Raw genomic sequence first — 25819 nt, 5'->3', positions numbered from 1 at the left:
TGTTCCCTTGTGACCACCGCTACACCCGGACCGCCCAGCCGCCCGCCCCGGCCGGCGGCCTCAGAACAGCGTGCCGCCGACCACCTGGAGGACCAGCTGCGGGGCCACCGAGAGCACCACGGCCACCGAGGCGGTGAGCCCCAGGGTGGCCGTCAGCGAGGCCGGCAGCCAGCGCTCGGCGACGGCGGTGACCGCGTCCTGCGACGGCGCCGGGGCGAAGAGCCGCGCCGTCCACAGCAGGTAGTAGTACAGCGCGATGACCACATTGACGGCCATCACCACGGCCAGCCAGCCCAGCCCGGCGTCGACGGCGGCGCGGAACACCACCACCTTGCCGAACAGGCCGATCACCCCGGGCGGGAGCCCGGCCAGGCAGAGCAGGAAGAAGGCCAGCGCCAGGGCCGTCCAGCGGCGCCGGGCGAACAGGCCGCGGAACTCGTCCACGCTCGTCCCGGCCCGGCGGCCGACGGCGGCGACCACCGCGAAGGCGCCCAGGTTCACCACGCCGTAGATCAGCGCGTACGCGGCGGTGGCGCCCAGGCTGTCCGCCCCGGTCCGTGCGTAGCCGGCGGCGGCGAGCGGCACCAGCAGGTACCCGGCCTGGCCCACCGAGGACCAGGCGAGCAGCCGCACCGCGCTGTACCGGGTGTCGAACCGCTGGCGCAGCGCGCCCACGTTGCCGACCGTCATGGTGACGGCGGCCAGCACCGCGAGCACCAGGCCCCAGGTGTGCGCGTACGGCCGGAAGGCGATCGTGGTGACCAGCGCCAGGCCGGAGAGGCCGGCCGCCTTTCCGACCACCGAGAGGTAGCCGGCCACCGGCAGCGGGGCGCCGACGTAGGTGTCGGGCACCCAGAAGTGGAACGGGACGGCGGCGACCTTGAAGGCGAAGCCGACCAGGGTGAGCACCGCGCCGGCCTCGGCCAGCGGCTTGAGCTGGGCGGGCGCGTGGGCCAGGCCCTCGGCGACGGCGCCCAGGTGCAGGCTGCCGCTCGCGGCGTAGACGAAGCCGATGCCGAGCAGCGTCACCGCGGTCGCGGTGACGGAGGAGAGGAAGAACTTCAGCGCGGCCTCCGCGCCCCGGCCGTCCCGGCGCAGCGCGACCAGGGCGAAGGCCGGCAGCGAGGCCACCTCCAGGGCGACCACCAGGGTGGCGAGGTCCCGGGAGGCGGGCAGCAGGGCGGCGCCGGTGGCGCTGGAGAGCAGCAGGAACCAGTACTCGCCGCCGGGCAGCCCCCCGGCGGAGCGGTCGTCCGATGCCGGGCCGTCCACGGTGTGCGTCGAGAGCAGTGCGGCGATCAGCGCGCCGCCGAGCGCGAGCAGCTGGAAGACCAGCGCGAAGTGGTCCGCGACGTAGGAGCAGCCGGCGTCCCGCACGCAGAAGGTGCTCCGGGGCGAGCCGCCGGTGAGCGGGAGCAGGGCGAGCAGCGCGAGGGCGAGGCCGCCCACGGCCAGGGCGCCGAGCAGCTTGCGGTGGCGCGCGGGCAGGAAGAGGTCGGTGACCAGCACCGCGAGGGCGGCCAGCGCGGCGATCAGCGGGGGCGCGATCGCCACCCAGTCCACGGACTGGATCAGGCTGCCCGGGTCGGCTACGGCGAGGGAGGTCACAGTGGGCTGCCCCGTGGAGTGAGGTCCGAGTGCGGCGAGCTGGGGTCCGAGCATGTCAGCCACCCCCGAGGAGGTGCTTGACGGCCGGGTCGGAGAGACCGAGCAGGAGCGCGGGCCAGAGGCCGGCGAGCAGGGTGAGGGCGGCCAGCGGGGTCCAGCTGACGGCCTCGTACGGGCGCAGGTCGGCGAGCTCGGCCACCGGGGCCGGCTGCTTCGGGTCGCCCATGCAGACGCGCTTGACCACCATCAGCAGGTACCCGGCGGTGAGGAGGGTGCCCAGGCCGGCCAGCACCATGTAGGTGACGAACGCGGGGCGCGAGAGGCCCTCGGCCGGGTCGAACGCGCCGAACATCGCGAGCAGCTCGCCCCAGAAGCCGGCCAGCCCCGGCAGGCCGAGGCTGGCGACGGCGGCGAAGGCCAGCAGGGCGCCGATCCGCGGGGCCCGTCCGTAGAGGGCGGCCCCGGTGGAGCCGGCCAGGGTGTCGAGGTCCGCCGTGCCGTAGCGGTCCTTCAGGGCCCCGACCACGAAGAACAGCAGGCCGGTGATCAGCCCGTGGGCGATGTTGGCGAACAGCGCGCCGTTGACGCCCACCGGGGTGAGGGAGGCGATGCCCAGCAGCACGAAGCCCATGTGGCCGACGGAGGAGTAGGCGATCAGGCGCTTGAGGTCGCCCTTGGCCCCGGGCCGGACCAGCGCGAGGCAGGCCAGCGAGCCGTAGACGATACCGACGGCGGCGAACGCGCCCAGGTAGGGGGCGAGCGTCGCGGTACCGTCCGGGACGACCGGGAGGAGGACCCGGACCAGGCCGTACGTCCCCATCTTCAGCAGCACGCCGGCGAGCAGCACCGAGCCGACCGTGGGGGCCGCCGTGTGCGCGTCCGGGAGCCAGCTGTGCAGCGGCCAGGCGGGGGCCTTGACCACCAGCCCGACCATGATCGCCAGGGCGGCGACCACCTGGGTGGTGTGGCTCAGGCCGCTGCCGTGCGCGGCGGCCAGCGCCTGCATGTCGAAGGTGCCCGCCTTGCTGCCGACCAGCAGGAAGCCGAGCAGCATCACCGCCGAGCCGAGCAGCGTGTACAGGATGAACCGGTTGGCGGCCGGCACCTTCGCCCCGGTCCCCCAGCGGGCGATCAGGAAGTACATCGGGATCAGCACGATCTCGAAGGCCAGGAAGAAGAGCAGCAGGTCCAGCACCGCGAAGGTGGCGAGCATGCCGACTTCGAGCAGGAGGAACAGCCCGGTGAAGGCCCGGGCCGAGGGGACGCCCTCCCCGGTCGGCAGCCGCTTCTCCGAGTACAGCGCGCAGAGGAAGGTGAGCAGCGCGGTCAGCACGATCAGCGGGAGCGAGACGCCGTCCACGCCGAGGTGGAGGCGCACGCCGATGGCCGGGATCCAGGACACGTCGGTGGTCGCCTGCATCCGGCCGGGCCCGTCGTGGTCGAAGCCCGCCGCGAGGACGATGCCGAGCACCAGGACGGCGCCGGTGACCACGGTGTTCAGCCGCAGCGCGCGCCGGTCGGCGGCGGCCGGGTCGGCGCCGAACGCCGGTACCAGGGTCAGCGCGGCCCCGGCCAGCGGCAGCACCAGGAGGGCGATGAGGACTGCGTTCATCGGGGGCTCCTACGGGCTGCGGTCGGCGGGGCTGGGCGGCGGGGCTGCCTGTTCTGGTCCATCCGGCTACACCGCCACCAGGACGGCCAGCAGGACGACGCCGGCGAGCAGCGCGCTGAGGTAGGTCTGCGCGTTCCCGGTCTGGGCGAGCCGGACGGCCCGGCCGAGCAGGCCGGCCGCCGTCCCGCTGCCGCGCACGTACGTCTCGACGACCTCGCGGTCGAGGAAGCGGACCAGCCGGGCGGCGGCGGTCACCGGCCGGACGAACAGCGCGCTGTAGAGCCGGTCGACGCCGAAGCCGTGCCGGGCCGGCCCGAACAGCGGGCCGAGCAGGGTGCGGCCGGGGTCGGCGACGATCACCTCGGCGGCCGGGGCGCCGGCCTGCTCGGGCACCCGGCCCAGCGGTGCGGCGGGCGGGAGGCCGGCGCCGAGCCGGGCGGTGGCGGAGCGCCAGGCCCCGTAGGCCAGCAGCGCGCCGACCACGGCGAGGCCGGTGCCGGTCACGGCGGTGACGGCCGAGGGCCGCAGCGAGCCGCCGTCCAGCAGCGCGGGCAGCCAGTCCGAGCGCAGGCTCGTCACGCCGAAGGCCATGGTCGGGACGGCCAGCACCCAGAGCGGCCAGCGCATCGCGGGCGGCTCGGCGATGGCCGGGTCGGCCTCGTCCACCTCGGGCGAGTAGGGCGCGTCGGCCTCGTGGTCCGCCGGCGAGGCGGGCGCGGCGGGGGCGGCGGCCCCGGCGGCGGCCGGGCTGTGGAACGCCACCAGGAACAGCCGCGCCGCGTACGCCGCGGTCAGCAGGGCGGTGAGCGCGGCCGAGATCAGCACGATCCAGCCGGCCGCCTGCGGTACCGCGGACACCGGGCCGAGGCCGTTGGTCAGCGCCTCGCCGTTGGCCGCGTGCTCGGCGGCGGTCAGCACCGCCTCCTTGCTGAAGAAGCCGGAGAACGGCGGCAGCCCGATCAGGGCGACGAGCGCGATGCCCATCGTCCAGTAGGCGTCCGGCACCCGCTTGCGCAGCCCCGGCATCCGGGACATCGCGGAGATCGAGTTGGTGTGCGCGGCGTGGATCACCACACCGGCCGCGAGGAACAGCAGTGCCTTGAACGCCCCGTGGCTGACCAGGTGGAAGACGGAGGCCTCGCGGTCACCGGCGGCCAGGGCGCCGGCCATGTAGCCGAGCTGCCCGACCGTCGAGTAGGCGAGCACCCGCTTCAGGTCGTCCTGGGCGAGCGCGCAGAGCGCCGAGCCGATCATCGTCACGGCGGCCATCACCGCGAGCACCACCAGCGCCGCGCCGGAGAGCAGGAAGACCGGCAGCAGCCGGGCGACCAGGTAGATGCCGGCCGCGACCATGGTGGCGGCGTGGATCAGCGCGGAGACCGGCGTCGGACCGGCCATCGCGTCCGGGAGCCAGGTGTGCAGCGGGAACTGCGCGCTCTTGCCGGCCACGCCGGCGAGCAGCAGCAGCGCGGTCAGCGTCGGGTGGCCGAGCCGCCCCTCGGCGGCGGCCGCCAGGACGTCAGAGATCCGGAAGCTGCCGGCGTCGGCGCCGAGCAGGAAGATGCCGAACAGGAACGGCACGTCGCCGAGCTTGGTGACCAGGAAGGCCTTCAGCGAGGCCGACCGGGCGTCCGCGGTCTCCCAGTGGTGGCCGATCAGGAAGTACGAGCAGATGCCCATGACCTCCCAGCCGACCAGCAGCACGATCAGGTCGCCCGAGTAGACGACCAGGAACATCGCCGCCGTGAACAGCGAGACCAGCGCCGCGTACGACGGGTAGCGCGGGTCGTCCTTGAGGTAGGCGGTCGAGTACACCTGCACGCAGGTGGCGACCAGGCCGACCAGCACGGAGATCAGCGAGCTGTAGCCGTCCAGGTAGAGGCCGAGCGTGAGGTCCGGCCCGCCGGTCGGGGTGAGCCGGGTGCCGGCCTCCAGCACCTGGCCGGTGCCCAGCTGGAGGGCGACCACCAGGGCGAGCACGGCCGAGACGGCGACCGGCACGATCGCCAGCGGCCGGGCCAGACCGGGCGCGCGCCTGCCGACGGCCAGGGTGGCGGCCGATCCGAGCGCGGGCAGGACGGGGACGAGGACGGGCAGGGCGAGGTTCATGCGGCGGCCTGGCCCTTCAGTGCCCCGGCGCCGGCCGGCGCCTCCTCGGCGGACTCGGCGGGATCACCGAGCGCGGTGGCCCGGTCGATGTCCGCGGTGCCCCGGGCCCGGAAGAGCAGCAGGACGATGGCGAGCCCGAGGCCGATCTCGGCGGCGGCGATGGTGATGGTGAACAGGGTGAGCGCCTGGCCGGCGTGCAGGGAGTCCCGCAGCCAGGCGTCGAAGGCGACGAGGTTGAGGTTGACGGCGTTGAGCATCAGCTCCACGGACATCAGCACCAGGACGACGTTGCGCCGGGCGAGCACGCCGTACACGCCGACGCTGAACAGCAGCGCGGCGAGCACGACGGGGTAGGCGAGATGCATCAGCTCTCCTCCGCCGAGGTCGTCGAAGCGGGAGCCGCGGGCTCGGCCGGGGCCTTCGGCGCGGTGGCGGCGACCGTCCCGTTGGAGCCCACCGGCCGGCCCGCGCGCAGCTTGGCGGCCCGGGGCGGCGGCACCCGCCGGCCTGCGCCGCGCGACAGCACGATCGCGCCGACCAGCGCGGCCAGCAGCAGCACCGAGAGCGCCTCGAAGGGCAGCACCCAGGTCCGGAACAGGCTGGTACCCGTGGCCTGCGCCGAACCGCCGCCCCCGCCGAGGTCGATCCACGACGTCCGGAAGGCGTCGACGAGCAGCGTCACCAGCGTCCCGGCCGTGGCCAGCGCCACCACCAGGGCGACCCAGCGGTTGCCCGAGTCGGCGTCCGGCGAGCGCCCGATCGGCGCCCGGGTGAGCATCAGCCCGAACAGCACCAGGACGACCACCGAGCCGAGGTAGATCAGCACCTGCACCCAGGCGATGAACTCGGCGGTGAGCAGCAGGAACTCCACCGCCAGGCCGCCGAGCGCGACCACCAGCCAGAGCGCGGCGTGCACCAGCTGCCTGGTGGTCACGGCCATCACGGCCGAGCCCAGCACGGCGACGCCGACCAGCAGGAAGACGATCTCGACCCCGGTCGGGGAGAGGAACGAGCGGGCGGCCGGGTCCAGCGACCCGGCCGCGGTCAGCAGGGCGGCACTCATCGCGGGTCACCCTCCTCCGGCGCCGCCGAGGCGGCGGCGGCCAGCTTGTCCGCGGCCTTGCGCGCGGTGGCGATCTCCTTGGGCTCCTCGGCCGCCGGGTCCAGCGCCGGCGGCGCCGGCACCGTCCACATCCACTCGCGGAGCTTGTCCCGCTCGTGGGTCAGCTCCAGGATGTCGGTCTCCGCGTACTCGAACTCCGGGGACCAGAACAGCGCGTCGAACGGGCACACCTCGATGCAGATCCCGCAGTACATGCAGAGCGAGAAGTCGATGGCGAAGCGGTCCAGCACGTTGCGGGTCCGGGCGCGGGCGTTCGGGTCGGCGGCCGGCAGCGTCTCCTTGTGGGAGTCGATGTAGATGCACCAGTCCGGGCACTCGCGGGCGCACAGCATGCAGACCGTGCAGTTCTCCTCCAGCAGCGCGATCACGCCGCGCGAGCGCGGCGGCAGCGCGGGCTGCACGTCGGGGTACTGCGCGGTGACGGTCTTCTTCGTCATCGTCCGCAGGGTGACGGCCAGGCCCTTGGCCAGTCCGGAGCCGGGGAAGCTCATGCGCCCACCCCGCTCCGCCGGGCCGGGGCGTCGGCCCCCGCACGCCTGTCGGCCACGAGCTCGCTGCGCTCGGTCATGAGATCGCCACCTTGATGATGCCGGTGAGGGCGAGCTGGACGAGGGCCAGCGGGATCAGCACGAGCCACGCGAAGCGCATCAGCTGGTCCTCCCGCAGTCGCGGGTAGGTGACCCGCAGCCAGATGACCACGAAGGCCAGCGCGAAGGTCTTCAGGATCGTCCAGAGCCAGCCGAGCTCGTCCGGCAGCGGACCGTGCCAGCCCCCCAGGAAGAGCACCGCGGTCAGCCCGGAGACCACCAGGATCCCGACGTACTCGGAGAGCAGGAAGAGCGCGAAGCGCAGCCCGGTGTACTCGGTGTACGCGCCGAAGATGATCTCCGAATCGGCCACCGGCATGTCGAACGGCGGGCGCTGGAGCTCGGCCAGACCGGCCGTGAAGAAGACGAAGGCGCCGATGAGCTGCCACGGGATCCAGTACCACTGCCAGGCGTCCAGGATCCCCGGGAGCGAGAGCGTGCCGGCCGCCATCGCCACCGAGGCGGCCGCGAGCACCATCGGCAGCTCGTAGGACATCAGCTGCGCGGCCGTCCGCAGACCGCCGAGCAGCGAGAACTTGTTCGCCGAGGCCCAGCCGGCCATCAGCTTGCCGATCACGCCGACGCCCATCACGGCCAGCACGAAGAAGAGGCCGGCGTCGATCGCCTGGCCGACGAGGCCGTCCGGCCCGACGGGGATGGCGAGCAGCACGAACAGGTAGGGCAGCAGGGAGACGGCGGGCGCCAGCTGGAAGATCCTGCGGTCCGCCCCGGCCGGGACGATGTCCTCCTTCTGCGCGAACTTCACGCCGTCGGCGACGAGCTGCGCCCAGCCGTGGAAGCCGCCGGCGTACATCGGACCGAGCCGGCCCTGCATGTGCGCCATCACCTTGTGCTCGGTCTGGCCGATGACCAGGGGGAAGGTGAGGAAGACGACGAGGGTGGCGACGCAGCGCAGCAGCGTGTCGAGCAGGTTCACGTGCTGTCTCCGTCCTGGTCGGCCGGGTCGGCCGGCGTCTCCTTCGTCCCGTCCTCCGCGCGCTTCCCGTCCTCCGGTCCGGTCGCACCGGCCGCCTCGCCGGGCGCCTCGGGCGCGGCGGCGGCCTCGGTCTCTGGTGCGCTCTCGGGCGCGGCAGTGCCCTCGGCCTCGGAGCCGTGCGCGGGCACCGGGGCGTGCCAGGGCGCGTCCGCGGACTGGGTCCGGGCCGGCGCCGGCCGCCCGGGCTTCGGATCGGCGCTCTCCACGACGGGCTCCCCGGCGGGGGCCTGGCTCGCCGAGCCGTCCGTGACGGACCTGGTCCGGCGCGGCCGGTCGGCCCGCACCGGTGGCGCCGCCTCGGCGGCGGCTCCCTCGGCGACGGTCTCGGCGGCCTGGCTCACCGAGCCCGCGTCGACCGACCTGGTCCGGCGCGGCCGGTCGGCCCGGACGGCGGGCCCGCCCTCGGCCGGAGCGGCGGCCGCACCGGCCCGGGGCGTACGGGCCGCCGCGCCGGCCGCCCGCGCACCGCGCGCGGGCCGCTCGGCCACCGGCGGCAGGGTGCCCTTGAGCGGGCCCCACTCGTTCGGGTCCGGGACGCCGGGCGGCTGCATCTTGCGCCGCGCCGGTCCGTCACCGTGGTCGGACTCGCCCGGCTCCTTGGCGCCCGGCCAGGCCTTGGCGACCCGGGCCGCGAGCACGAACTCCTTGCGCAGCGGGAACCCCTCGAAGCCGTCCGGCAGCAGCAGGGTGACCAGGTGGGGGTGCCCGGGGAAGTCGATGCCGAACATCTCGTGCGTCTCGCGCTCGTGCCAGCCGGCGCCCGCGTACACCTCGACGGCGGTCGGCAGGGCGGCCCCCGCCCGCGCCACCCTGGTGCGCAGCGCCAGGTGCCGCACCCCGGGGCCGTCCGCGGCGGCCAGGTGGGCGACCACCGAGAAGCCCTCGGCCAGCTCGTCGACGGCGCTCAGCCAGTCGAAGAACCGCAGGCCCAGGACGTCCCGGGCCGCGGTGAGCGCCTCGATCCAGTGCTCGGCGGGCACGTCGACGGTGACCAGCCCGTACGCCTCGGCGCCGGTGGCCCACTCGCCGACCGACGCCGCGAACTGCTCGGCGGTGCTCACGAGACGCCTCCTTCGGACGGCGCGGGGCCGGCCACCAGCGGGCGGCGCAGCGCGCTCGCGGGCGCGGCGTACCGGCCGGGCAGCGACTCGGCGGCGATCTTCTCCTGGAGCTTGAGGATGCCCTGGAGCAGGGCCTCCGGCCGGGGCGGGCAGCCGGGCACGTAGACGTCGACCGGGATGATCTGGTCGACGCCCTTGGTGACGGAGTAGGAGTCCCAGTAGGGGCCGCCGGAGTTGGAGCAGGCGCCGAAGGAGATGACGTACTTCGGCTCGGGCATCTGCTCGTAGAGGCGCTTCACGGCGGGCGCCATCTTGTCGGTCACCGTCCCCGAGACGATCATCAGATCGGCCTGCCGGGGGCCGGGCGCGAACGGAATCACACCCATCCGGATGAAGTCGTGCTTGGCCATCGACGCGGCGATGAACTCGATCGCGCAGCAGGCGAGGCCGAAGTTGAAGCACCAGAGGCTGTAGCGGCGGCCCCAGTTCAGGACGACCTTGACCGGGTCCGGCGCCAGCCGGGCGAGCGGGCCGAGGCTGCTCCGCCCGACGGCCGCACCGGGGCGCGACGGGTCCGGCAGACCGAGCGGTACCGGGCCTCCGGCCCCCTCGGCGCCGTGCGCGTGCGAGTGGTTGTGGGTCACGTCCATTCCAGAACGCCCTTCTTCCAGGCGTAGAGCAGCCCGACCGCGAGGAAGCCGATGAAGACGAACATCTCGATCAGCGTCCCGGCGCCGTAGCCGGCGGCGGCGAAGACGGTCGCCCACGGGAACAGGTAGATCGCGTCCACCGCGAAGATCACGTACAGGAAGGCGTAGACGTAGTAGCGGATCTGGGTGTGCGCCCAGTCCTCTCCCACCGGGTCCACGCCGCACTCGTAGGCGAGGAGTTTCTCCGGCGAGTACACCACCGGCCGCAGCAGCCGGTTGGCGGTGAACGCCACGGCGACGAAGAGCACGCCGACGACGGCGAGCAGGCCCATCGCGGCGTACGCGTCGAAGTAGCCGCTGCCGGCGGCCGGGTCGGCCGCGACGGCAGCTGCCGGCTGCCCCTCCATGCCCCTCGCCTCCACATCGCCTGGGAAAACCGCCCTCACGGCAGTTCTACGACGTTTCTTTACACGGTCATAACCATCGCCAATGCGTGAGTCTAAGTGCACGGCCGTGGAGCACCGCATCCCGCCCGATCCGCAAGACGGCCGATGGACATTCGGTGGACGACCGCGCCCGCCGGCCGCCCCGGCCGGGGGTGGGGATAACCCCCGGGTGGGAAGACGTATCACCCCCATGGCCCCGCGCGCCCCCGACCGGGGAAGCTTGGATCACCAGCTCGACCCCAAGGGACGGTAGATCCGACATGAAGCCACTGCACCGCCGCGCCGCGGATGCCCTCAAGGAGCAGGACGCGGGCCCCGAGCGCGCCCCGCTGTACGGCGCGCGGATGTGGCGGCAGGCCGGGCAGCTGATGCTCAATCTGCCGCTCGGCCTCGCCGGGTTCGTCTTCACCGTCGTCCTGCTCTCCGTCGGGCTGGCGCTCTCCATCACCGTGATCGGCCTGCCGCTGCTGGCCGCCGGGCTGGCCGGATGCCGACTCCTGGGCGCCCTCGCCCGCCGCCGGGCCCGCTCGGTGCTCGGCTCCGAGGTGCGCGAGCCGGAGCCGGTGCGCCGGAACCGGCCGGGGATCACCGGCTACGCGATCGCCTACCTCACCGACCCGCTCAGCTGGCGCTCGGCGCTCTACAACGTGCTGCTGCTGCCCTGGGGCCTGCTGAGCTTCGCGGTGACGCTGATCTGCGTGATCGTCGGCTGGCCGGTGCTGCCCTGGGTGGTCCGATTCCAGGCGGCGATCGACCGGATGCTGGTGGAGGTCCTGCTCTACCCGGCCGCGCTCTCCGAGCGGGTGCGGGAGCTGGAGGACGACCGCGGCACGGTGATCGACACTGCCGCCGCCGACCTGCGCCGGATCGAGCGCGACCTGCACGACGGCGCCCAGGCCCGGCTGGTGGCCCTGGCGATGGACCTCGGCATGGCCAAGGAGAAGCTGAGCGAGACCGAGACGCCCGAGGACGTGGCGGCCGCGGCCCGGATGGTCGGCGCCGCGCACGGCGAGGTGAAGCTGGCCCTGCAGGAGCTGCGCGACCTGGCCCGGGGCATCCACCCGGCGGTGCTCACCGACCGGGGGCTGGACGCGGCGCTCTCCGCGGTGGCGGCCCGCTGCACGGTGCCGGACGGGGTCAAGGTGCACGTCGAGCTGACCGCCGCCGACGGCACGGCGGAGCGCCCGGACTCGGCGGTCGAGGGCATCGCCTACTTCACCGTCAGCGAGCTGCTGACCAACATCTCGAAGCACGCCCGCGCCCGCTCCGCCACGGTGGACGCCTGGCGGGCCGGCGACCAGCTGATGCTGCTGGTCCGGGACGACGGCAAGGGCGGCGCGGCCGCCTACCCGGGCAGCGGCCTGGCCGGGCTGGCCGAACGGATCCGGGCGGTGGACGGGGTGTTCCTGGTGGAGAGCCCGGACGGCGGGCCGACCACGGTCACCATCGAGCTCCCCTGGCGCACCCGCGCCGCCCGCCGCTGACCGTTCCTCCGGGCACCCCCCGCCGGACACGACAACGGGCCGGGACTCCGTCGAGGCAGTGACGGAGCCCGGCCCGTACCCGTGCGGCGGCCGCCCGCCGACCCTTGCGCGGTGCGCGGGCGGCCGCCGCCGGGGACCCGGGGGGCCAGGGCTTGTCCCGCCCGGCCCTAGGGCGTTTCCAGCGTGCCGAGGGTGACGTCGGCGGTCTTGGCCTGGCCGTCCCGGGTGTAGCCGACGGTCGTCGTGGTCCCCGGGGTGAGCGAGGCGAGCGCGCTGGTGAGCCCGTTCAGCGAGTCGACGGTGGCGTCGCCGACCCTGGTGATCACGTCGCCGGGCTGGAGCCCCGCCGAGGCGGCCGGCCCGCCCGCGCTGACGGCCACCACCACGGCCCCGGCCGGGCGGAAGTTCTGGTCGAAGTACGTCCGGGCGGTGACCCCCAGCGCGGCCCGGCCGGAGTTGGTGACCTTGCCGTCCTTGATCAGCTGGTCGGCGATGCTCGTGATGGTGGACGCCGGGATGGCGAAGCCGATTCCGGGCGCGGCGGCCCCGTTGGCCTCCGGCTCGGTGGCGGCGAGCGTGTTGATGCCGATCACCTGGCTGTTCAGGTTGACCAGCGCGCCGCCGCTGTTGCCCGGGTTGATCGCCGCCGAGGTCTGCACCATGTTGCCGATGGTGGCGCCCGGCGAACCACCGCCCTGGGGCTCCGAGACGGTCCGGCCGGTGGCCGAGACGATGCCCTGGGTGACGCTGCTGGACAGGCCCAGCGGACTGCCCATCGCCAGGGTGATCTGCCCCAGCTCGACCTTGGCGGAGTCCCCGAAGACGGCCGGCTTGAGGGCGCTCGGCGGGCTGGTCAGCTTGATCACCGCGAGGTCGGAGTCCGGGTAGGAGGCGACCAGCGTGGCGTCCAGGGCCTTGGTGCTGTTGGCCAGCGTGACGGTGAAGGTGGTGGCGGTGCCGACCACGTGGGCGTTGGTGACGATGTCGCCCTTGTTGTCGTAGACGATCCCGGAGCCGAGCCCGGTCGCGGTGGTGATCTGCACCACCGAGGGCAGCACGTCGGCGATCACCTTCTGGTAGGCGTCCTGGAGCTGGTTGCCGCCGGCCGGCTGGGCGGAGGACGACGAGGACGCGCCGGGGGTGGTGGCGGTCGACGAGGAGGAGGACGATCCGCTGCTGCACCCGGCCACCGTCAGCGCGGTCAGCGCGGCGACGGCCGCCGGCCCGGTCAGTCGCCCGCCGAACGCCCGGGGGCCGGTGGGGCGCGGCCCGGCCGGGAGCGGGCGGGTGGGTTCCTTCTTTCGGTTCACCTGGGCTGCCTCCGATTCCATCGGCCGTACCGGGGCCGTCGAGATCCGTGCGGAACCATCGAGATCACAGAGATCTTTGTCAGCATTTCACCGATATGTCCGAATCATTGCCCCGACGCGCCCGTCACCGGGCACGACCTGGGGCAAGGCGGACAAGCCCTAGGATTCACGCCATGACTTGGTTGATCACCGGTGGTGCCGGGTACATCGGCAGGCACGTGGTGCACCAGCTGGTCGAGGCCGGCGAGCGGGTGGCGGTACTGGACGACCTCAGCACCGGCGACCGCGCCCGGCTGCCGCGGGGAGTCACCCTGATCGAGGGCTCCACCCTGGACCGCGTCGCGCTGGACACCGCCCTGCGCTCCCAGGACATCGCGGGCGTGCTGCACTTCGCGGCGAAGAAGCGCGTCGGCGAGTCGGTGGAGCGGCCGTTCTTCTACTACCGGGAGAACCTCACCGGCCTGCAGAACGTGCTGGAGGCCGTCGCCGAGGCCGGGGTGCCGCGCTTCCTCTTCTCCTCCTCCGCCGCCGTCTACGGCATGCCCGACGTCGAGCTGGTCACCGAGACGGCCCCCTGCGCCCCGATGAACCCCTACGGCGAGACCAAACTGGCCGGCGAGTGGCTGGTGTCCGCGGTCGGCCGGGCGCACGGCATCTCCACCGTCTCGCTGCGCTACTTCAACGTGGCCGGCGCCGCCTCGCCCGAGCTCTCCGACGAGGGCGCCTACAACCTGATCCCGATGGTCTTCGAACGGCTCACCGCCGGGCGCGCCCCACTGATCTTCGGCGCCGACTACCCCACCCCGGACGGCACCTGCGTCCGCGACTTCATCGACGTCCGGGACATCGCCTCGGCCCATGTGGCGGCCGCCCGGCGGCTCGCCGCCGACCCGCCCGGCGAGACCTCGCTGGTCCTCAACATCGGCCGCGGCGAGGGCGTCAGCGTCCGGGAGATGCTGGACGTGATCGCCCGGGTCACCGGCTACGACACCACCGGCGAGGTCACCCCGCGCCGCGCCGGCGACCCGGCCCGGGTGGTCGCCTCCGCCGAGCTGATCCACCGCGAGCTGGGCTGGACGGCCCGCCACGGGGTCGAGGAGATGGTGACCTCGGCCTGGGAGGGCTGGTGCGCCCGGCACCCGGGGGCCCGCAGGCGGTAGGGCCGGCCCTCCGGGTCCCGCCTGCGGGGCGTTCGGGACAGCGGCTCAGTGCGAGGGCACCGCCGTGCCGTAGAAGGCGTCCAGCGCGTACACGCAGCGGTCCTTGCTGCCGACGAAGACCCGCCCGCCGACCGCCACCGGCGAGCCGGTCAGCTCGCCCTTGGTGCCGAGCTCCCACCGCAGCTGACCGCTCACCAGGTCCAGGGTGTGCAGCGAGTGGTCGCGGCTGCCCAGGTGGACCAGGCCGTCGGCGACCGCCGGCGAGCCGACGATCTCGCCCCGCGCGGTGTAGCGCCAGCGCTCCCGGCCGGTGGCCGCCTCGAACGCGTAGAGCACGTCCCCGCTGCCGACCAGCACCATGCCGTCCCCGACGACCACCGGCTCGGCGCCCTGCCGGTTGCCGGTGGCGGCGCGCCAGCGGTCCCGGCCGGTCGCCGCGTCGAGCGCGTAGACCGTGCCGAGGTAGTCGGCGACGTAGACCGCGTCCGCGTCCAGCGTCGGCGGGGTGAAGAGCACCACCGGCGCCTCGAAGCGCCAGCGCTCGGCGCCGCTGGCCGCGTCCAGGGCGTACACCCGGGTGCCGGCCGTCACGTACAGCACGCCGGCCCGCTCGGCGGGGCGCGACGGCACGTCCTCGCCCACCGGGAAGGACCAGCGCAGGCCCGCACCGCGCGGATCGACGCAGCGCAGCCGCCCGCCGCCGTAGTAGTACGCGGCGCCGCCCACCAGGGCCGGCCCGGACTGCGGGTTCTCGTAGTCCTGCTGGGCGTCGTCGGCGCGCCACAGCTCGGCGCCGCCGGCCGCCGAGCGCAGCTGCACCCCGCCGCCCCGGACGCCGCAGCAGAGCACGCCGTCGGCGGCGTCCAGCGAGTAGACCCAGCCGTCCAGCGAGTTGCGCCAGCGCTCGGTGCCGTCCGCGACGTCCACCGTGTACAGGTGCGGGCCGTCGGCGGCGTGCACCCGGCCGGCGTCCACCGCGAGCGCCCAGGCGACGTCCCGGGTCTTGTAGCGGCGCTGGCCGGAGGCGACGTCCAGGGCGTGCACCTCGAAGCTGGAGACGAAGAGCGTGCCGTCGGCGACCACCGGGGTGCCCCAGACGTCGTTGGACATCCGGAACCGCCAGGGGCGCCAGCGGGCGGCCTGGACCGGCGGCGGCGTGGCCCGGCGGACCCAGTCCGTCTCGGCGGGCGCGGCCCCCGGCCCGGCCTGCTCGGCGCGCGGACCCGGGCCTATCCGGACCGAGGCCCCGGGCAGCCGGACCTCGGCGGCGCTCTCCCCGGCGACCGGGGCCCGGTGGCGGCGGGGGGCGGCGAGCTTCTCGGTGGCGGCCTCGGTGTCCGGCCCGGGCAGCGCGTGCACCGGCCCGGGCGCGGGCGGCGCGTACCGCTCGGCGGGGTGCCGGGTGCGCGGGTCGTCCTGCGCGGGGCGCTGGGGCGGCAGCGCCTGGTGCTGGTGGGGCGGCGGGGCCGGCTGCGGCGGCACCGGCGCGGGCGCCGGAGCGGGGGCGGGCGCCGGGGCCGGGCGGCGGCCGCGCTTGCGTTCGATCAGCTCCAGCGCGTTGGCCGGCAGCCAGTCCCCCGCCTCGCCCGAGGCGTCGTCACGGGAGAACAGGTGCGGGGCCAGCTCGGCCTGGATCTGCGCCGGCGAGGGCCGGTGCTCCGGGGAGGGCCGCATGCAGGCGCGCACCAGGTCCACCAGCTCGGCCGGCAGGCCGGAGAGGTCGGGCTGGTCGCGCAGCAGCTGGAAGACCGTCTCGACCGGGTTGGCGCCCCGGTACGGCGGGTGCCCGGTGGCGCAGAAGACCAGCAGCGACCCGAGCGAGAAGACGTCGCTGGCCCCGGTGACGCCACGGCTGTCCCGGGCCTGCTCCGGCGACATGTACGCCGGGGTGCCGACCGCGACGTTGGTCATGGTGAGCCGGGTGCTGGAGACGCCGGCGGCGATGCCGAAGTCGATCACCCGCGGACCGTCCTCGACCACCAGCACGTTGGAGGGCTTGAGGTCACGGTGGACCAGCCCGGCCGCGTGGATGGACTGGAGCGCCTCCGCGATGCCCGCCACCAGCCAGCGCACCGCCCCCGCGGGCAGCGGCCCGCACTCGGTGACCAGGTCCTCCAGGGACGGCGCCGGCACGTACGCGGTGGCCAGCCAGGGCACCCGGGCGTCGGCGTCGGCGTCGACCACGGCGGCGGTGTAGAACCCGCCCACCGTCTTGGCGGCCGCGATCTCCCGGGCGAAACGGACCCGGAACAGCTCGTCCTCGGCCAGCTCCCCCCGGACGGTCTTGATGGCCACTCGCCGGCCGGACGCGGAGCGCGCCAGGTAGACCAGGCCCATCCCGCCCGCGCCGAGCCGCCCCAGCACCTCGAAGGGCCCGATCCGCCTCGGATCGTGCGCCGTCAGCTGGTCCACTCCGCTGCCACCTCCCCGTCTTCCGCACCCGCCACGGGGTGCCGCAGCCGATTCTCCAATGCCGCCCCGGTCAACTCCAACCTCCCCCGCCCAGAGGCCCCTCCGGCTCACCGTCCGGTCAGTGCCGCCGGAACGGCCGGATTCTGACGCCCGCTCCGCCTGCGGCTTGCACACGAGATGCCCGCAACTCTTTTTCGGGCACCTCGGATCCGGCCGCGGTCGTCACGCTCTGTCACTCGACCACCCCTCAGCGGAGGGTCCGTCACGCTGTGGGGTCATAAGCACACGGGGGGGCTTCAACAGGCGCCTCCGGAGCCCGATGAATATCCGTCCGAAGTCGTTCACGCCCCCTATAGCAACCCCCCGTGCGGAGTAATAGTCGCATCACCGAATCGCGCCAAGATCGTGCCACGGTAAGCTGACGGCATGACAGGACAAGTTCGCACCGTCGACGGTCGCGTCGCCGGGCGACGCGGACAGGAGACGCGGCAGAAGCTGCTCGACTGCCTCCGCGAGATGCTCAGCACGTCGCCCTATCGGGACGTCAAGGTCATCGACGTCGCCCGTATGGCGGGTACCTCCCCCGCGACCTTCTACCAGTACTTCCCGGATGTCGAGGGCGCAGTCCTCGAAATCGCCGAGGAAATGGCCAAGGACTCCGACACCCTCAAAGAGCTGGTGGCCGGAAAGTCCTGGGCAGGGAAGTCCGGCACGACCACTTCGGAAGAACTGGTCGACGGATTCCTCGCCTTCTGGCGCAAGAACGACGCCATTCTCCGAGTGGTCACGCTCGGTGCCGCCGAAGGGGACAAGCGGTTCTTCAAGATCCGCATGACGGTCCTCAACGCGGTCGCCAAGCCCCTCACGGAGGCCGTCAAGGAGCTCCAGACGAAGGGCCAGGCCGACAAGTCGCTCGACCCGGCCGCCGTCGCCGGCTCGCTGGTCTCGCTGCTCGCCTCGGCGGCCGAGCACCAGAAGGCGTTCACCTCGTGGGGCGTCAAGGTCAAGGACCTGAAGCCCAACCTCGCTCCCCTGGTGTACCTGGGTGTCACCGGCAAGAAGCCGCCCAAGTAGACCGATCCCGCCTACCCACCCATCCGCTCCGCACGCAGCCCCGGCCTCCTGTCCGGGGAACGACGGACGGCGGCCGTGTCCTCGGGGGAGGTCCGCCGACGTGCCGCAGCGTGCCAGACATGCCGGTGGGCGGGCACCCGTGCAGGGTGCCCGCCCACCGGCATGTGCGTGTGAGAGGGGGCTTCCGGGCCTCCCGGGGACGCCCGGGGCCCGGAGGGGCCGCGGCGGGCACCCAGGGGCGCCCTGGGGTGCCCTGGGGTGCTCCGGGGGCCGCTAGGGGCAGCGGACGACCTGACCGGCGTACGCCAGGCCGCCGCCGAAGCCGAACAGCAGCACCGGGTCGCCGGGCGACAGCTCGCCGCGTTCGACCATCTTGGAGAAGGCCAGCGGAATGGACGCGGCCGAGGTGTTGCCGGAGACCACGACGTCCCGGGCGACCACCGCGTCGGGCGCGCCCAGCTTGGCGGCGATCGCGTCGATGATCCGCAGGTTCGCCTGGTGCGGCACGAAGCCCTTGAGCTCGGACGGGTCGATGCCGGCCTTCTCGCAGGTCTTCCGGGCCAGCGGGGCGATCTGGGTGGTGGCCCAGCGGAACACCGACTGGCCCTGCTGGCTGATCACCGGATCCCAGCCGGTGATCACCACGGCGTCGCTCTTCTCCGGCTCCGAGCCCCAGACCACCGGGCCGATGCCCGGCTCGGCGCCCTCCTCCTGGGCCTCCACCACCGCCGCGCCGGCACCGTCCCCGAAGATCACGCAGGTGGTCCGGTCGGTCCAGTCGAGGGTGTCCGACATCCGCTCGGCGCCGATCACCAGCGCGCGGGTGGCCGCACCGGCCCGGATCGCGTGGTCGGCCGTGGCCAGCGCGTAGGAGAAGCCCGAGCAGACCGTGTTGATGTCGTAGGCGGCGGGCGCGCGCACGCCGAGGCGGGCGGCGACGGCGGCGGCCGTGTTGGGGCTGCGCTCGACCGCGGTACAGGTGGCGACCACGACCAGGTCGATCTCGGCGGCCGAGCGGCCGCTGTTGGCCAGCGCCTTCTGGGCCGCCTCGGTGGCCAGGTCGACCAGGGTCTCACCCTCGGCGATGTGGCGGGTCCGGATCCCCACCCGGCTGCGGATCCACTCGTCGTCGGTGTCGACCAGCACCGCCAGGTCGTCGTTGGTGAGGACCTTGGGGGGCTGGTAGTGGCCGAGTGCCACAATGCGCGAACCGCTCATACAGCCACTCAACCGGGTTACCCGCTGGTCAGCGGGGCGCGACCGGCTACAGGATCCGCCCCCGGAAGCTGTAGGAGGCCGACAAGGGCCGTTGCGGCGCCTGGGGAGTGGCGGCGGCCCCGACGGCCGGTTCAGGCGGCCAGTGAGGCCGAGTCACCCATCACGATCACCGGATGGGCCGCCGGATCGAGGGTGCGGATCAGCTGGGCCATCTTGTCCTCGGGCACCGAGACGCAGCCGTGCGTCGGGCCGCCGTGGTCGACGTGGATCCAGATGCCGCCGCCCTTGGAGGAGCCGCTGGGGCGCCGCGGGTCGAGCGGCGAGTTGCCGGGCACCCGGTTGTAGTTGATCGCGATCACGTAGTCGAAGGAGCCGGCCAGCGACTCGCCCGCGAAGCCCTTCCCGGAGACCACGAAGTTGGCGTCCTTGTCGTACGGGAGGCGGCTGCCGGGGTCGGCGTTGCGGCCGCCCGCGTCGGTGAGCGAGAAGACCCCGATCGGGCTGCGCAGGTCGCCCTCGTTGTGGTCGGTGGTCCAGCCCTTGTTGGCGTTGTGCCCCTGCCAGGTCTCGCCGGCCAGCCAGCGGCCCTCGGCGGTGCGGGTCCAGAGCGTGACGGCGGTCCGGTTGGCGTCCTTGTCCTGACCGGAGGCGAGCACGACCTGGGTGGTCTCGGCGGGTATCCGCGCGGTGAAGGCGGCCCCCAGACCGGGTATCGCGGCCACCGAGCCGTCCGGGCGGGACTCGCTGCGGTCGGCGGCGGGGGCCCCGGTGTGCCGGTCGCTCGCGGCCTGGGCGGCCGGCGCGGCGGCGGCCGGGGAGGGCTGGTCCGGGGCGGAGACGCCCTCCGGACCGGGGCCGTCGGCGGCGGTCACGCCCGGGTGGCCGGAGTCCTGGCCGACGGTGTACCAGCCCGCGGCGGCCGCGAGCAGCATCGCGGTGCCGGCGGTCACGGCCTTGCCCCCGCGCTTCTTCTTGGGCTTGCGGCGGTGGCCGCGGGCGGCCGCCCGGGGACCGGCGGCGGCCGGGTCGGCCGCGGGTGCCTGGCCCCGGGGCCGGACCGGTGCGGCGGCGAGCGGCGCCGCCGGCTCGACGGGCTGGGGCTGGAACGGCCGGTCGTAGGCGTCGTAGCCCTCGGCGGCGGTGGCCTGCGGGACGTAGACCGCCTGGTGGTTTGAGTGGTCCTGGTGGGCCTGGTGGTTCCAGTGGTCCTGCTGCGGGTAGCCGTTCCAGCCGTCGTGGAACGGCTGGTTCGGGTCGGCCACGGCCTGCGCGGGAGCGTCCCAGCCCTGGTGGGACTGCTGCTCGTAGACCCCGTAGGACTGCTGCGGCACCTCGTACACCGGCTCGTGCATCGGCTCGTACGACGGGTACGCGGTGGCGCGATGGGAACCGGACATGGCGCTGATCCTGCCAAACCCGGACCCGGTTGGGAAACCCGGGGGCCTGTGCGGACCCGGTGAAGAACACCGCCTCCCGGGCCGACGGGCGGCCCGGGAGGCGGTGGAAGCCGGTCGGGGACCGGTCAGAGGCGCATCGCCTGCGGGGTCTCCCGGCGCGTCAGGTCCGGGCCGTCGTACTCCCGGATGACCTCGTAGCGGGTGTTGCGCTCCACCGGGCGGAACCCGGCGTCCCGGATCAGCCCGAGCAGGTCGTCGCGGCCGAGCTTGTTCGGCGTGCCGAAGTTGTCCGCGTCGTGGGTGATCTTGTACTCGACGACCGAGCCGTCCATGTCGTCCGCGCCGTGGCTGAGCGCCAGCTGCGCGGTGGTGACGCCGTGCATCACCCAGAAGACCTTGACGTGCGGCACGTTGTCGAACAGCAGCCGGGAGACGGCGAAGGTCTTCAGCGCCTCGGCGCCGGTGGCCATCTCGGTGCGCGCCATCAGCTTGTTGCGCACGACGCCGTCCTTGGAGTCGTGGAAGTCGTGCTGGTAGCGCAACGGGATGAAGACCTGGAAACCGCCGGTCTCGTCCTGCAGCTCACGCAGCCGCAGCACGTGGTCGACCCGGTGGCGGGGCTCCTCGATGTGGCCGTACAGCATGGTGGAGGGCGTCTTGAGGCCCTTGCTGTGCGCGAGGCGGTGGATCCGCGACCAGTCCTCCCAGTGGGTGTCGTGGTCGACGATGTGCTGGCGGACCTCCCAGTCGAAGATCTCCGCGCCGCCGCCGGTCAGCGACTCCAGGCCGGCGTCGATCAGCTCGTCCAGGATCTCGTCGGCCGGCAGGCCGCTGATCTTCTCGAACCAGTGGATCTCGGTGGCGGTGAAGGCCTTCAGCGAGACGTTCGGCAGGGCCGCCTTCAGCTCCCGCAGCGAGCGCGGGTAGTAGCGCCACGGCAGGGTCGGGTGCAGCCCGTTGACGATGTGCAGCTCGGTGAGGGAGTCGACCTCCATCGCCTTGGCGAGGCGGACGGCCTCCTCGATGCGCATCGTGTACGCGTCCTTCTCGCCCGGCTTGCGCTGGAACGAGCAGTACGCGCAGGACGCGTTGCACACATTGGTCATGTTGAGGTGGCGGTTGACGTTGAAGTGGACGACATCGCCGTTCTTCCGCGTCCGCACGTGGTGGGCCAGACCGCCCAGCCAGGCCAGGTCGTCGCTCTCGTAGAGCGTGATCCCGTCCTCGCGGGTCAGCCGCTCACCCGCGTAGACCTTCGCCTCCAGCTCGCGCTTGAGCCCTGCGTCCATGCGGTGCCCCGCCTCCTCCGACTTCGAATCGTTGCCGGAACGAGCGTACGCCTATGCCGGCGTCACGCCGCGAGCAGCTCCGCGAGCAGCGCCGGATCGATGTTCCCGCCGCTGACCACGGCGGCCACCGCGCGGCCACCGATCTCGCCCGCGCGGTGGAAGTACGCCGCCGGGGCGACCGCGCCGGAGGGCTCCGCGACCAGCCGGCCGCGCCGGGCCAGCACGGCCACCGTGGCGCGGATCTCGTCCTCGGTGACGGTGACGATGTCGTCCACGTACGCGGTGAGGTGCTGGAACGGCAGCTCGCCGACGGAGGGGGTGCGCAGCCCGTCCGCGATGGTCCGGTAGGTGTCGGCGACCGGCCAGGCCAGCCGCTCGCCGGCCCGCAGGCTGGCCTGGGCGTCGGCGGCCAGCTCGGGCTCGACGCCGACCACCCGGATGCCCGGGCGGGTGAGCTTGAGGGCGGCCGCGACGCCGGAGATCAGGCCGCCGCCGCTGACCGGCACCAGCACGGTGTCCAGCTCGGCCGGGGCGTCCTCGGCGATCTCCAGGCCGACCGTGCCCTGGCCCGCGATGATGTACGGGTCGTCGTAGGGCGGCACCCAGACGTAGCCGTGCCGCTCGGCCAGCTCGCCGGGCACGGTGTCCCGCTCCTCCGGCGAGACCAGCAGCACCTCGGCGCCGAACGAGCGGGTGCCCTCGACCTTGACCGCCGGAGAGGTGTCCGGCATCACGATCACGGCCTTGATGCCGAGCAGCCCGGCCGCGTACGCCACCGCCTGGGCGTGGTTGCCGCTGGACTGGGCGACCACACCGCGGGCCCGCTCCTCGTCGTCGAGCGCGGCGAGGCGGTTGTAGGCACCGCGGGTCTTGAAGGCGCCGGTCGGCTGGAGGTTCTCCGGCTTGAGCCAGAGCCGGCGCTCGCCGGCGCCCGCCCAGGGGGCGGGGACCAACGGGGTGCGGACCGCCACCCCGGCGATCCGCTGCCGAGCCGCGCGCAGCTCCTCCAGACCGACCAGTGCCATCGTGTTACTCGCCTTCGACCATCGGGAGTTCGCTCACCCGGTTCTCCCACTTCGTGGAGAGTACGACGGTCGTACGGGTCCGGGCCACGCCTTTCGTGCCGGAGATCCGCTTGACCACCGATTCCAGGCCCTCCACGTCGGAGACCCGGACCTTGAGCATGTACGAGTCGTCCCCGGCGATGAACCAGCAGTCCTCGACCTCGCCGAGGTCCTTCAACCGGAACGCGACGTCCTCGTGGTCGGCCGCGTCGGTGAGCTGAAGGCCGATCAGGGCCGTGACGCCGAAGCCGAGCGACGCCGGATTGACCGTCGCGCGGTAGCCGGTGATGACCCCGGCCTGCTCCAGGCGGTTGATCCGGTCCGTGACGCTCGGGCCGGAGAGGCCCACCAGTCGGCCCAGCTCGGCGTAGGACGCGCGGCCGTTCTCCCGGAGCGCCTGGATGAGCTGTCTGTCCACCGTGTCCATATACCGTCCGCGTCCTTCCGAACCTCACCAGACCCACAGATCATTATCCGGATTCAAAGGCGCCGTGCGCGGAACAACCCGGATATCGCAGAGAACATACTCTCCTGCCCCGGGGCCGCCCACTCCCCCCGGGCCCGGCCTTCACCCGCCCTGGCCTGCCGGGCGGGCGGCCGCGCCCAACTCGCCCTCCCAGCGCCGGTACAGCGTGTGCGGGACGCCGACGGCGTCCAGGACCCGGCCGGCCACGAAATCGACCAGTTCGCGGACGGTGGAGCCGCCGGCGTAGAAACCGGGCGAGGCGGGGAGCACGACGGCGCCCTGCGCGTCCAGCTCGACCAGGTGCTTCAGGGTCACCCCGTTGAGCGGCGCCTCCCGGACGCAGACCACCAGCGGCCGGCGCTCCTTGAGGGTGACGCTGGCGGCCCGCTGGAGCAGGTCCTTGCTCAGGCCGAGCGCGATCCCGGCCACCGCGCCGGTGGTCGCGGGGACGACCAGCATGCCCTTCGCCGGGTAGGAGCCGCTGGAGGGCCCGGCCGCGAAGTCCCCGGACGACCAGTACCGGACGTCGTCGAGGCCCTCGTCGCCGCCCAGCCAGGCCGCGAGGTCGGCGCGCCAGTGCGCGTCCCGGAAGGAGATGCCGGTCTCGTCCAGGATGGTCAGCCGGGCGGCCCGGCTGACCACGAGGTCCACCGGCTCCCCGGCGGCGAGCAGCGCCCGGATCACCGAGGCGGCGTACGGCGTACCGGAGGCGCCCGAGACCCCGACCACCCATGGCTGACGCGTTTCTGTTCCCATGGCCCCTTTCTATACGGCGGCCCCCGGGGCGGGCCCATCCGCGTTCACCCCTGCGAGGATGGGCGCCATGGCAGCGACCCTCGTCGACCTCACCCATCAGGTGACCACCGCGATGCCGGTCTACCCCGGCGATCCGGCCGTCGTCCTGACGCCCGTGCTCACCACCGCCACCGCCGGGGTGAACGTGCTGGCCGTGCACCTCGGCTCGCAGTCCGGCACCCATGTGGACGCGCCGTACCACGTGGACGTCACCTGGCCCACCCTGGACGGACTCCCGCTGGAGCGGTTCACCGGGCCGGCCGTCGTCGCCGACCTGCGGGGGCTGGAGCCGCGGGCCGAGGTGACGCCGGAGCAGCTCGCCCCGGCGCTGGAGCGGGCGGGCGAGGGCACCGTGCTGCTGCTGGCCACCGGCTGGGCCCGGCACTGGGGCACCGACGTCTACCTGGCCCATCCCAGCCTGAGCGCGGCGGCGGCCGAGGCGATCGTCGCCGCCGGGGTGCGGACGGTGGGGGTGGACGCGCTCAGCGTCGACCCCACCCCCGACCCGGGCCCGGGCGACCCGGCGGTCGCCGCGCTGCTGGCCGACCTGACCGACGAGCACGACCAACCCGCCGCCCCGGAGCCCACGCTGGCCGCGCACCGGGTGCTGCTCGGGGCCTCCGGCGGGGGCGTGATCGCCGAGAACCTGACCGATCTGCGGGCGCTGCTGGACGCCCAGCAGGCCGGCCGGCCGGTCGAGGTGTCGCTGTTCCCGCTGCGTCTGGTGGCCGCCGACGGCGCGCCCGTCCGGGCGGTGGCGCGACTGGGCTGACGCTCGTCGGCACTTGGTCTAGACCATCCCCGGCGGGCGCCGCTACGCTTGCGCGCCATGGCAGAGATCATCGGAGTGATCGAGCAGCTCTGGCGCTACCCCGTGAAGTCCACCGGCGGCGAGCGGCTCGACTCCGTCGAGCTGGACGAGCGCGGCCTGGCCGGCGACCGCCTCTACGCGGTGCGCGACGGCGCCGGGAAGCTGGGCTCCGGCAAGAACACCCGGCGCTTCCGCCGGATGGACGGCCTGCTGCGGCTCTCCTCCCGGCTCGGCCGCCGGCTCGACGGCCCCGAGCTGTTCGACCCGTTGGGCCGGCCGGTCGCCGATCCCACCGCCTTCCTGCGCGCCTACCTCCAGCGCCCGGACGTCGCGCTCGCCCGCGAGGACGCCGTCTCGCACTTCGACCAGCTGCCGGTCAGCGTGCTCACCACCGCGACCCTGGACTGGGTCTGCGGGGCCGCGCCCTCCGTCGTCGTGGACGTGCGGCGGTTCCGGCCCAACATCCTGCTGCGGACGCCGCCCGGCACCCCGCCGTTCGTCGAGGACGGCTGGTTCGGCCGCGAGGGCGGCGCCGGCACCGGTGCCCGGCTCTCCTTCGTCCGGGCCAGCGAGCGCTGCGCCATGACCACCGTCGCCCAGCCCGGCCTGCCGCACGCCCCGGAGATCCTCAAGGCCATCGTCCAGGCCCACGACGGCCGGCTGGACGCCCTCGCCGAGGTGGTGGCTCCCGGGCGCCTGAGCGTCGGTGACGAGCTGTCACTCGGCTGAGTCCGGCCGCTCCCGTCAGGCCCGCGGGCCACTCCCGGAGGCCGCCGGGAGCAGGCAGAACGGATGGCCGGCGGGATCGGCGTAGATCCTCCAACCACCGGCGTCGCCCAGCCGGGTGGCGCCGAGGGCGAGAACCTCCCGCTCGGCCCGGTCGAGGTCCGGCACGTCGATGTCCAGGTGCGCCTGCTGCGGGTGGGCCGGGTCGGGCCAGCGCGGCGGCCGGTGGTCGGCCACGCCCTGGAAGCAGAGCACCGGGCCGCCCCCGACGTGCAGGGTCGACCACGCGCCGTCCAGCGACCACCGGGGGTCCGGCCGGTCCACCTCGCCGCCGAGCAGAGCCGCGTAGAACCGGGCCAGCACGGCCGGCTCCGGGCAGTCGAGGACGATGCACTGCAGTGTGCCGATCACGGCGCTCCC

General features: G+C 73.9%; 24 protein-coding genes. 5 read left to right on the top strand and 19 right to left on the bottom strand.

Translation table 11 applies throughout. The annotated features are described in order from the left end of the window. Positions 1-60 precede the first annotated feature (60 nt). From ABT263_RS00980 to ABT263_RS00935, 10 genes are all read right to left on the bottom strand, one after another. Positions 61-1662 carry an NADH-quinone oxidoreductase subunit N gene (locus ABT263_RS00980; protein WP_352286282.1) on the bottom strand — a complete coding sequence of 534 codons (1602 nt, stop codon included), beginning with the start codon at positions 1660-1662 and terminating at the stop codon, positions 61-63. A 1-nt stretch (position 1663) separates the two neighbouring features. Next, positions 1664-3220 carry a complex I subunit 4 family protein gene (locus tag ABT263_RS00975; RefSeq protein WP_329488215.1) on the bottom strand — a complete coding sequence of 519 codons (1557 nt, stop codon included), beginning with the start codon at positions 3218-3220 and terminating at the stop codon, positions 1664-1666. Between the two features lie 66 nt (positions 3221-3286). Next, positions 3287-5329 carry an NADH-quinone oxidoreductase subunit 5 family protein gene (locus ABT263_RS00970; RefSeq protein ID WP_352286280.1) on the bottom strand — a complete coding sequence of 681 codons (2043 nt, stop codon included), beginning with the start codon at positions 5327-5329 and terminating at the stop codon, positions 3287-3289. Further along, positions 5326-5694, bottom strand: coding sequence for an NADH-quinone oxidoreductase subunit NuoK (gene nuoK, locus ABT263_RS00965; protein ID WP_352286278.1), 369 nt, complete (start codon positions 5692-5694; stop codon positions 5326-5328). Before nuoK ends, ABT263_RS00970 begins: the two co-directional genes overlap by 4 nt. Continuing rightward, entirely contained in the window at positions 5694-6392 is a 699-nt protein-coding gene (locus tag ABT263_RS00960) for an NADH-quinone oxidoreductase subunit J family protein (protein ID WP_329488218.1), read from the bottom strand. The genes nuoK and ABT263_RS00960 overlap by 1 nt, the downstream gene beginning before the upstream one ends. Beyond that, positions 6389-6943 carry a NuoI/complex I 23 kDa subunit family protein gene (locus tag ABT263_RS00955; protein WP_329488219.1) on the bottom strand — a complete coding sequence of 185 codons (555 nt, stop codon included), beginning with the start codon at positions 6941-6943 and terminating at the stop codon, positions 6389-6391. The genes ABT263_RS00960 and ABT263_RS00955 overlap by 4 nt, the downstream gene beginning before the upstream one ends. Before the next feature lie 73 nt (positions 6944-7016). Beyond that, the gene (nuoH, locus tag ABT263_RS00950) at positions 7017-7970 is read right to left on the bottom strand and encodes an NADH-quinone oxidoreductase subunit NuoH (protein WP_329492143.1); all 954 of its coding nucleotides are present in this window, start codon (positions 7968-7970) and stop codon (positions 7017-7019) included. Positions 7971-7972: 2 nt separating this feature from the next. Then, the gene (locus ABT263_RS00945; RefSeq protein ID WP_352286276.1) at positions 7973-9097 is read right to left on the bottom strand and encodes an NADH-quinone oxidoreductase subunit C; all 1125 of its coding nucleotides are present in this window, start codon (positions 9095-9097) and stop codon (positions 7973-7975) included. After that, positions 9094-9747 carry an NADH-quinone oxidoreductase subunit B gene (locus ABT263_RS00940; protein WP_352286274.1) on the bottom strand — a complete coding sequence of 218 codons (654 nt, stop codon included), beginning with the start codon at positions 9745-9747 and terminating at the stop codon, positions 9094-9096. Before ABT263_RS00940 ends, ABT263_RS00945 begins: the two co-directional genes overlap by 4 nt. After that, the gene (locus ABT263_RS00935; protein WP_329488224.1) at positions 9738-10154 is read right to left on the bottom strand and encodes an NADH-quinone oxidoreductase subunit A; all 417 of its coding nucleotides are present in this window, start codon (positions 10152-10154) and stop codon (positions 9738-9740) included. Before ABT263_RS00935 ends, ABT263_RS00940 begins: the two co-directional genes overlap by 10 nt. A 299-nt stretch (positions 10155-10453) precedes the next feature. On the opposite strand from ABT263_RS00935, the gene ABT263_RS00930 reads away from it, so the two are divergent. Next, complete coding sequence (locus ABT263_RS00930) at positions 10454-11677, top strand: sensor histidine kinase (protein ID WP_502885734.1); 1224 nt, start codon at positions 10454-10456, stop codon at positions 11675-11677. 167 nt (positions 11678-11844) lie between these two features. Here ABT263_RS00930 and ABT263_RS00925 read toward each other — a convergent pair whose 3' ends face one another. Next, complete coding sequence (locus ABT263_RS00925) at positions 11845-12987, bottom strand: S1C family serine protease (protein ID WP_502885733.1); 1143 nt, start codon at positions 12985-12987, stop codon at positions 11845-11847. Positions 12988-13160: 173 nt separating this feature from the next. Between ABT263_RS00925 and galE the strand changes: the two genes are divergently transcribed. After that, on the top strand, positions 13161-14147 hold the full coding sequence (gene galE, locus ABT263_RS00920; protein ID WP_352286272.1) for a UDP-glucose 4-epimerase GalE: 987 nt from the start codon (positions 13161-13163) through the stop codon (positions 14145-14147). A 45-nt stretch (positions 14148-14192) separates the two neighbouring features. On the opposite strand, the gene ABT263_RS00915 is transcribed toward galE, so the two are convergent. Next, positions 14193-16559: an outer membrane protein assembly factor BamB family protein gene (locus ABT263_RS00915; protein WP_352286270.1), complete on the bottom strand. Its 2367-nt coding sequence runs from the start codon at positions 16557-16559 to the stop codon at positions 14193-14195. 426 nt (positions 16560-16985) lie between these two features. Here ABT263_RS00915 and ABT263_RS00910 point away from each other — a divergent pair, with 426 nt between their 5' ends. Continuing rightward, positions 16986-17633: a TetR family transcriptional regulator gene (locus tag ABT263_RS00910; protein WP_329488227.1), complete on the top strand. Its 648-nt coding sequence runs from the start codon at positions 16986-16988 to the stop codon at positions 17631-17633. A 273-nt stretch (positions 17634-17906) separates the two neighbouring features. Here the strand turns inward: ABT263_RS00910 and ABT263_RS00905 are convergent, their stop codons facing one another. The 6 genes from ABT263_RS00905 to ABT263_RS00880 form a co-directional block, all read right to left on the bottom strand. Continuing rightward, the gene (locus tag ABT263_RS00905) at positions 17907-18851 is read right to left on the bottom strand and encodes a beta-ketoacyl-ACP synthase III (protein WP_329488228.1); all 945 of its coding nucleotides are present in this window, start codon (positions 18849-18851) and stop codon (positions 17907-17909) included. A gap of 131 nt (positions 18852-18982) precedes the next feature. Further along, positions 18983-20248, bottom strand: coding sequence for a L,D-transpeptidase family protein (locus ABT263_RS38830; RefSeq protein WP_502885732.1), 1266 nt, complete (start codon positions 20246-20248; stop codon positions 18983-18985). 125 nt (positions 20249-20373) lie between these two features. Continuing rightward, positions 20374-21537, bottom strand: coding sequence for an aminofutalosine synthase MqnE (mqnE, locus tag ABT263_RS00895; protein WP_352286268.1), 1164 nt, complete (start codon positions 21535-21537; stop codon positions 20374-20376). 62 nt (positions 21538-21599) lie between these two features. Further along, positions 21600-22562 (bottom strand): threonine ammonia-lyase, encoded by a 963-nt coding sequence (locus ABT263_RS00890; RefSeq protein ID WP_352286266.1) that lies wholly within the window; start codon positions 22560-22562, stop codon positions 21600-21602. 4 nt (positions 22563-22566) lie between these two features. After that, a complete protein-coding gene (locus tag ABT263_RS00885) occupies positions 22567-23028 on the bottom strand; it encodes an Lrp/AsnC family transcriptional regulator (RefSeq protein ID WP_329488232.1) in 462 nt (153 codons plus the stop codon). A 141-nt stretch (positions 23029-23169) separates the two neighbouring features. After that, positions 23170-23823 carry a UbiX family flavin prenyltransferase gene (locus ABT263_RS00880; protein WP_352286264.1) on the bottom strand — a complete coding sequence of 218 codons (654 nt, stop codon included), beginning with the start codon at positions 23821-23823 and terminating at the stop codon, positions 23170-23172. A 67-nt stretch (positions 23824-23890) separates the two neighbouring features. On the opposite strand from ABT263_RS00880, the gene ABT263_RS00875 reads away from it, so the two are divergent. Both ABT263_RS00875 and ABT263_RS00870 read left to right on the top strand, forming a co-directional pair. Then, on the top strand, positions 23891-24634 hold the full coding sequence (locus ABT263_RS00875; protein WP_352286262.1) for a cyclase family protein: 744 nt from the start codon (positions 23891-23893) through the stop codon (positions 24632-24634). A gap of 57 nt (positions 24635-24691) precedes the next feature. Then, the gene (locus tag ABT263_RS00870; RefSeq protein WP_352286260.1) at positions 24692-25402 is read left to right on the top strand and encodes an MOSC domain-containing protein; all 711 of its coding nucleotides are present in this window, start codon (positions 24692-24694) and stop codon (positions 25400-25402) included. A gap of 15 nt (positions 25403-25417) precedes the next feature. Here ABT263_RS00870 and ABT263_RS00865 read toward each other — a convergent pair whose 3' ends face one another. Beyond that, a complete protein-coding gene (locus ABT263_RS00865) occupies positions 25418-25810 on the bottom strand; it encodes a VOC family protein (RefSeq protein ID WP_352286258.1) in 393 nt (130 codons plus the stop codon). Positions 25811-25819: the final 9 nt, after the last annotated feature.

The organism is Kitasatospora sp. NPDC001603 (genome assembly GCF_040298365.1).
Taxonomy (GTDB): Bacteria; Actinomycetota; Actinomycetes; order Streptomycetales; family Streptomycetaceae; genus Kitasatospora.
Note: the sequence above shows the minus strand (reverse complement) of the source record. Positions and strands in the feature narration are given on the sequence as shown.

Coding starts and splice junctions, on each gene's coding strand:
- ABT263_RS00980 (WP_352286282.1), bottom strand. CDS start 1,662: ATGCTCGGACCCCAGCTCGCCGCACTCGGACCTCACTCCACGGGGCAG.
- ABT263_RS00975 (WP_329488215.1), bottom strand. CDS start 3,220: ATGAACGCAGTCCTCATCGCCCTCCTGGTGCTGCCGCTGGCCGGGGCC.
- ABT263_RS00970 (WP_352286280.1), bottom strand. CDS start 5,329: ATGAACCTCGCCCTGCCCGTCCTCGTCCCCGTCCTGCCCGCGCTCGGA.
- nuoK (WP_352286278.1), bottom strand. CDS start 5,694: ATGCATCTCGCCTACCCCGTCGTGCTCGCCGCGCTGCTGTTCAGCGTC.
- ABT263_RS00960 (WP_329488218.1), bottom strand. CDS start 6,392: ATGAGTGCCGCCCTGCTGACCGCGGCCGGGTCGCTGGACCCGGCCGCC.
- ABT263_RS00955 (WP_329488219.1), bottom strand. CDS start 6,943: ATGAGCTTCCCCGGCTCCGGACTGGCCAAGGGCCTGGCCGTCACCCTG.
- ABT263_RS00940 (WP_352286274.1), bottom strand. CDS start 9,747: ATGGACGTGACCCACAACCACTCGCACGCGCACGGCGCCGAGGGGGCC.
- ABT263_RS00935 (WP_329488224.1), bottom strand. CDS start 10,154: ATGGAGGGGCAGCCGGCAGCTGCCGTCGCGGCCGACCCGGCCGCCGGC.
- ABT263_RS00930 (WP_502885734.1), top strand. CDS start 10,454: ATGAAGCCACTGCACCGCCGCGCCGCGGATGCCCTCAAGGAGCAGGAC.
- galE (WP_352286272.1), top strand. CDS start 13,161: ATGACTTGGTTGATCACCGGTGGTGCCGGGTACATCGGCAGGCACGTG.
- ABT263_RS00910 (WP_329488227.1), top strand. CDS start 16,986: ATGACAGGACAAGTTCGCACCGTCGACGGTCGCGTCGCCGGGCGACGC.
- ABT263_RS00905 (WP_329488228.1), bottom strand. CDS start 18,851: ATGAGCGGTTCGCGCATTGTGGCACTCGGCCACTACCAGCCCCCCAAG.
- ABT263_RS38830 (WP_502885732.1), bottom strand. CDS start 20,248: ATGTCCGGTTCCCATCGCGCCACCGCGTACCCGTCGTACGAGCCGATG.
- mqnE (WP_352286268.1), bottom strand. CDS start 21,537: ATGGACGCAGGGCTCAAGCGCGAGCTGGAGGCGAAGGTCTACGCGGGT.
- ABT263_RS00890 (WP_352286266.1), bottom strand. CDS start 22,562: ATGGCACTGGTCGGTCTGGAGGAGCTGCGCGCGGCTCGGCAGCGGATC.
- ABT263_RS00885 (WP_329488232.1), bottom strand. CDS start 23,028: ATGGACACGGTGGACAGACAGCTCATCCAGGCGCTCCGGGAGAACGGC.
- ABT263_RS00880 (WP_352286264.1), bottom strand. CDS start 23,823: ATGGGAACAGAAACGCGTCAGCCATGGGTGGTCGGGGTCTCGGGCGCC.
- ABT263_RS00875 (WP_352286262.1), top strand. CDS start 23,891: ATGGCAGCGACCCTCGTCGACCTCACCCATCAGGTGACCACCGCGATG.
- ABT263_RS00870 (WP_352286260.1), top strand. CDS start 24,692: ATGGCAGAGATCATCGGAGTGATCGAGCAGCTCTGGCGCTACCCCGTG.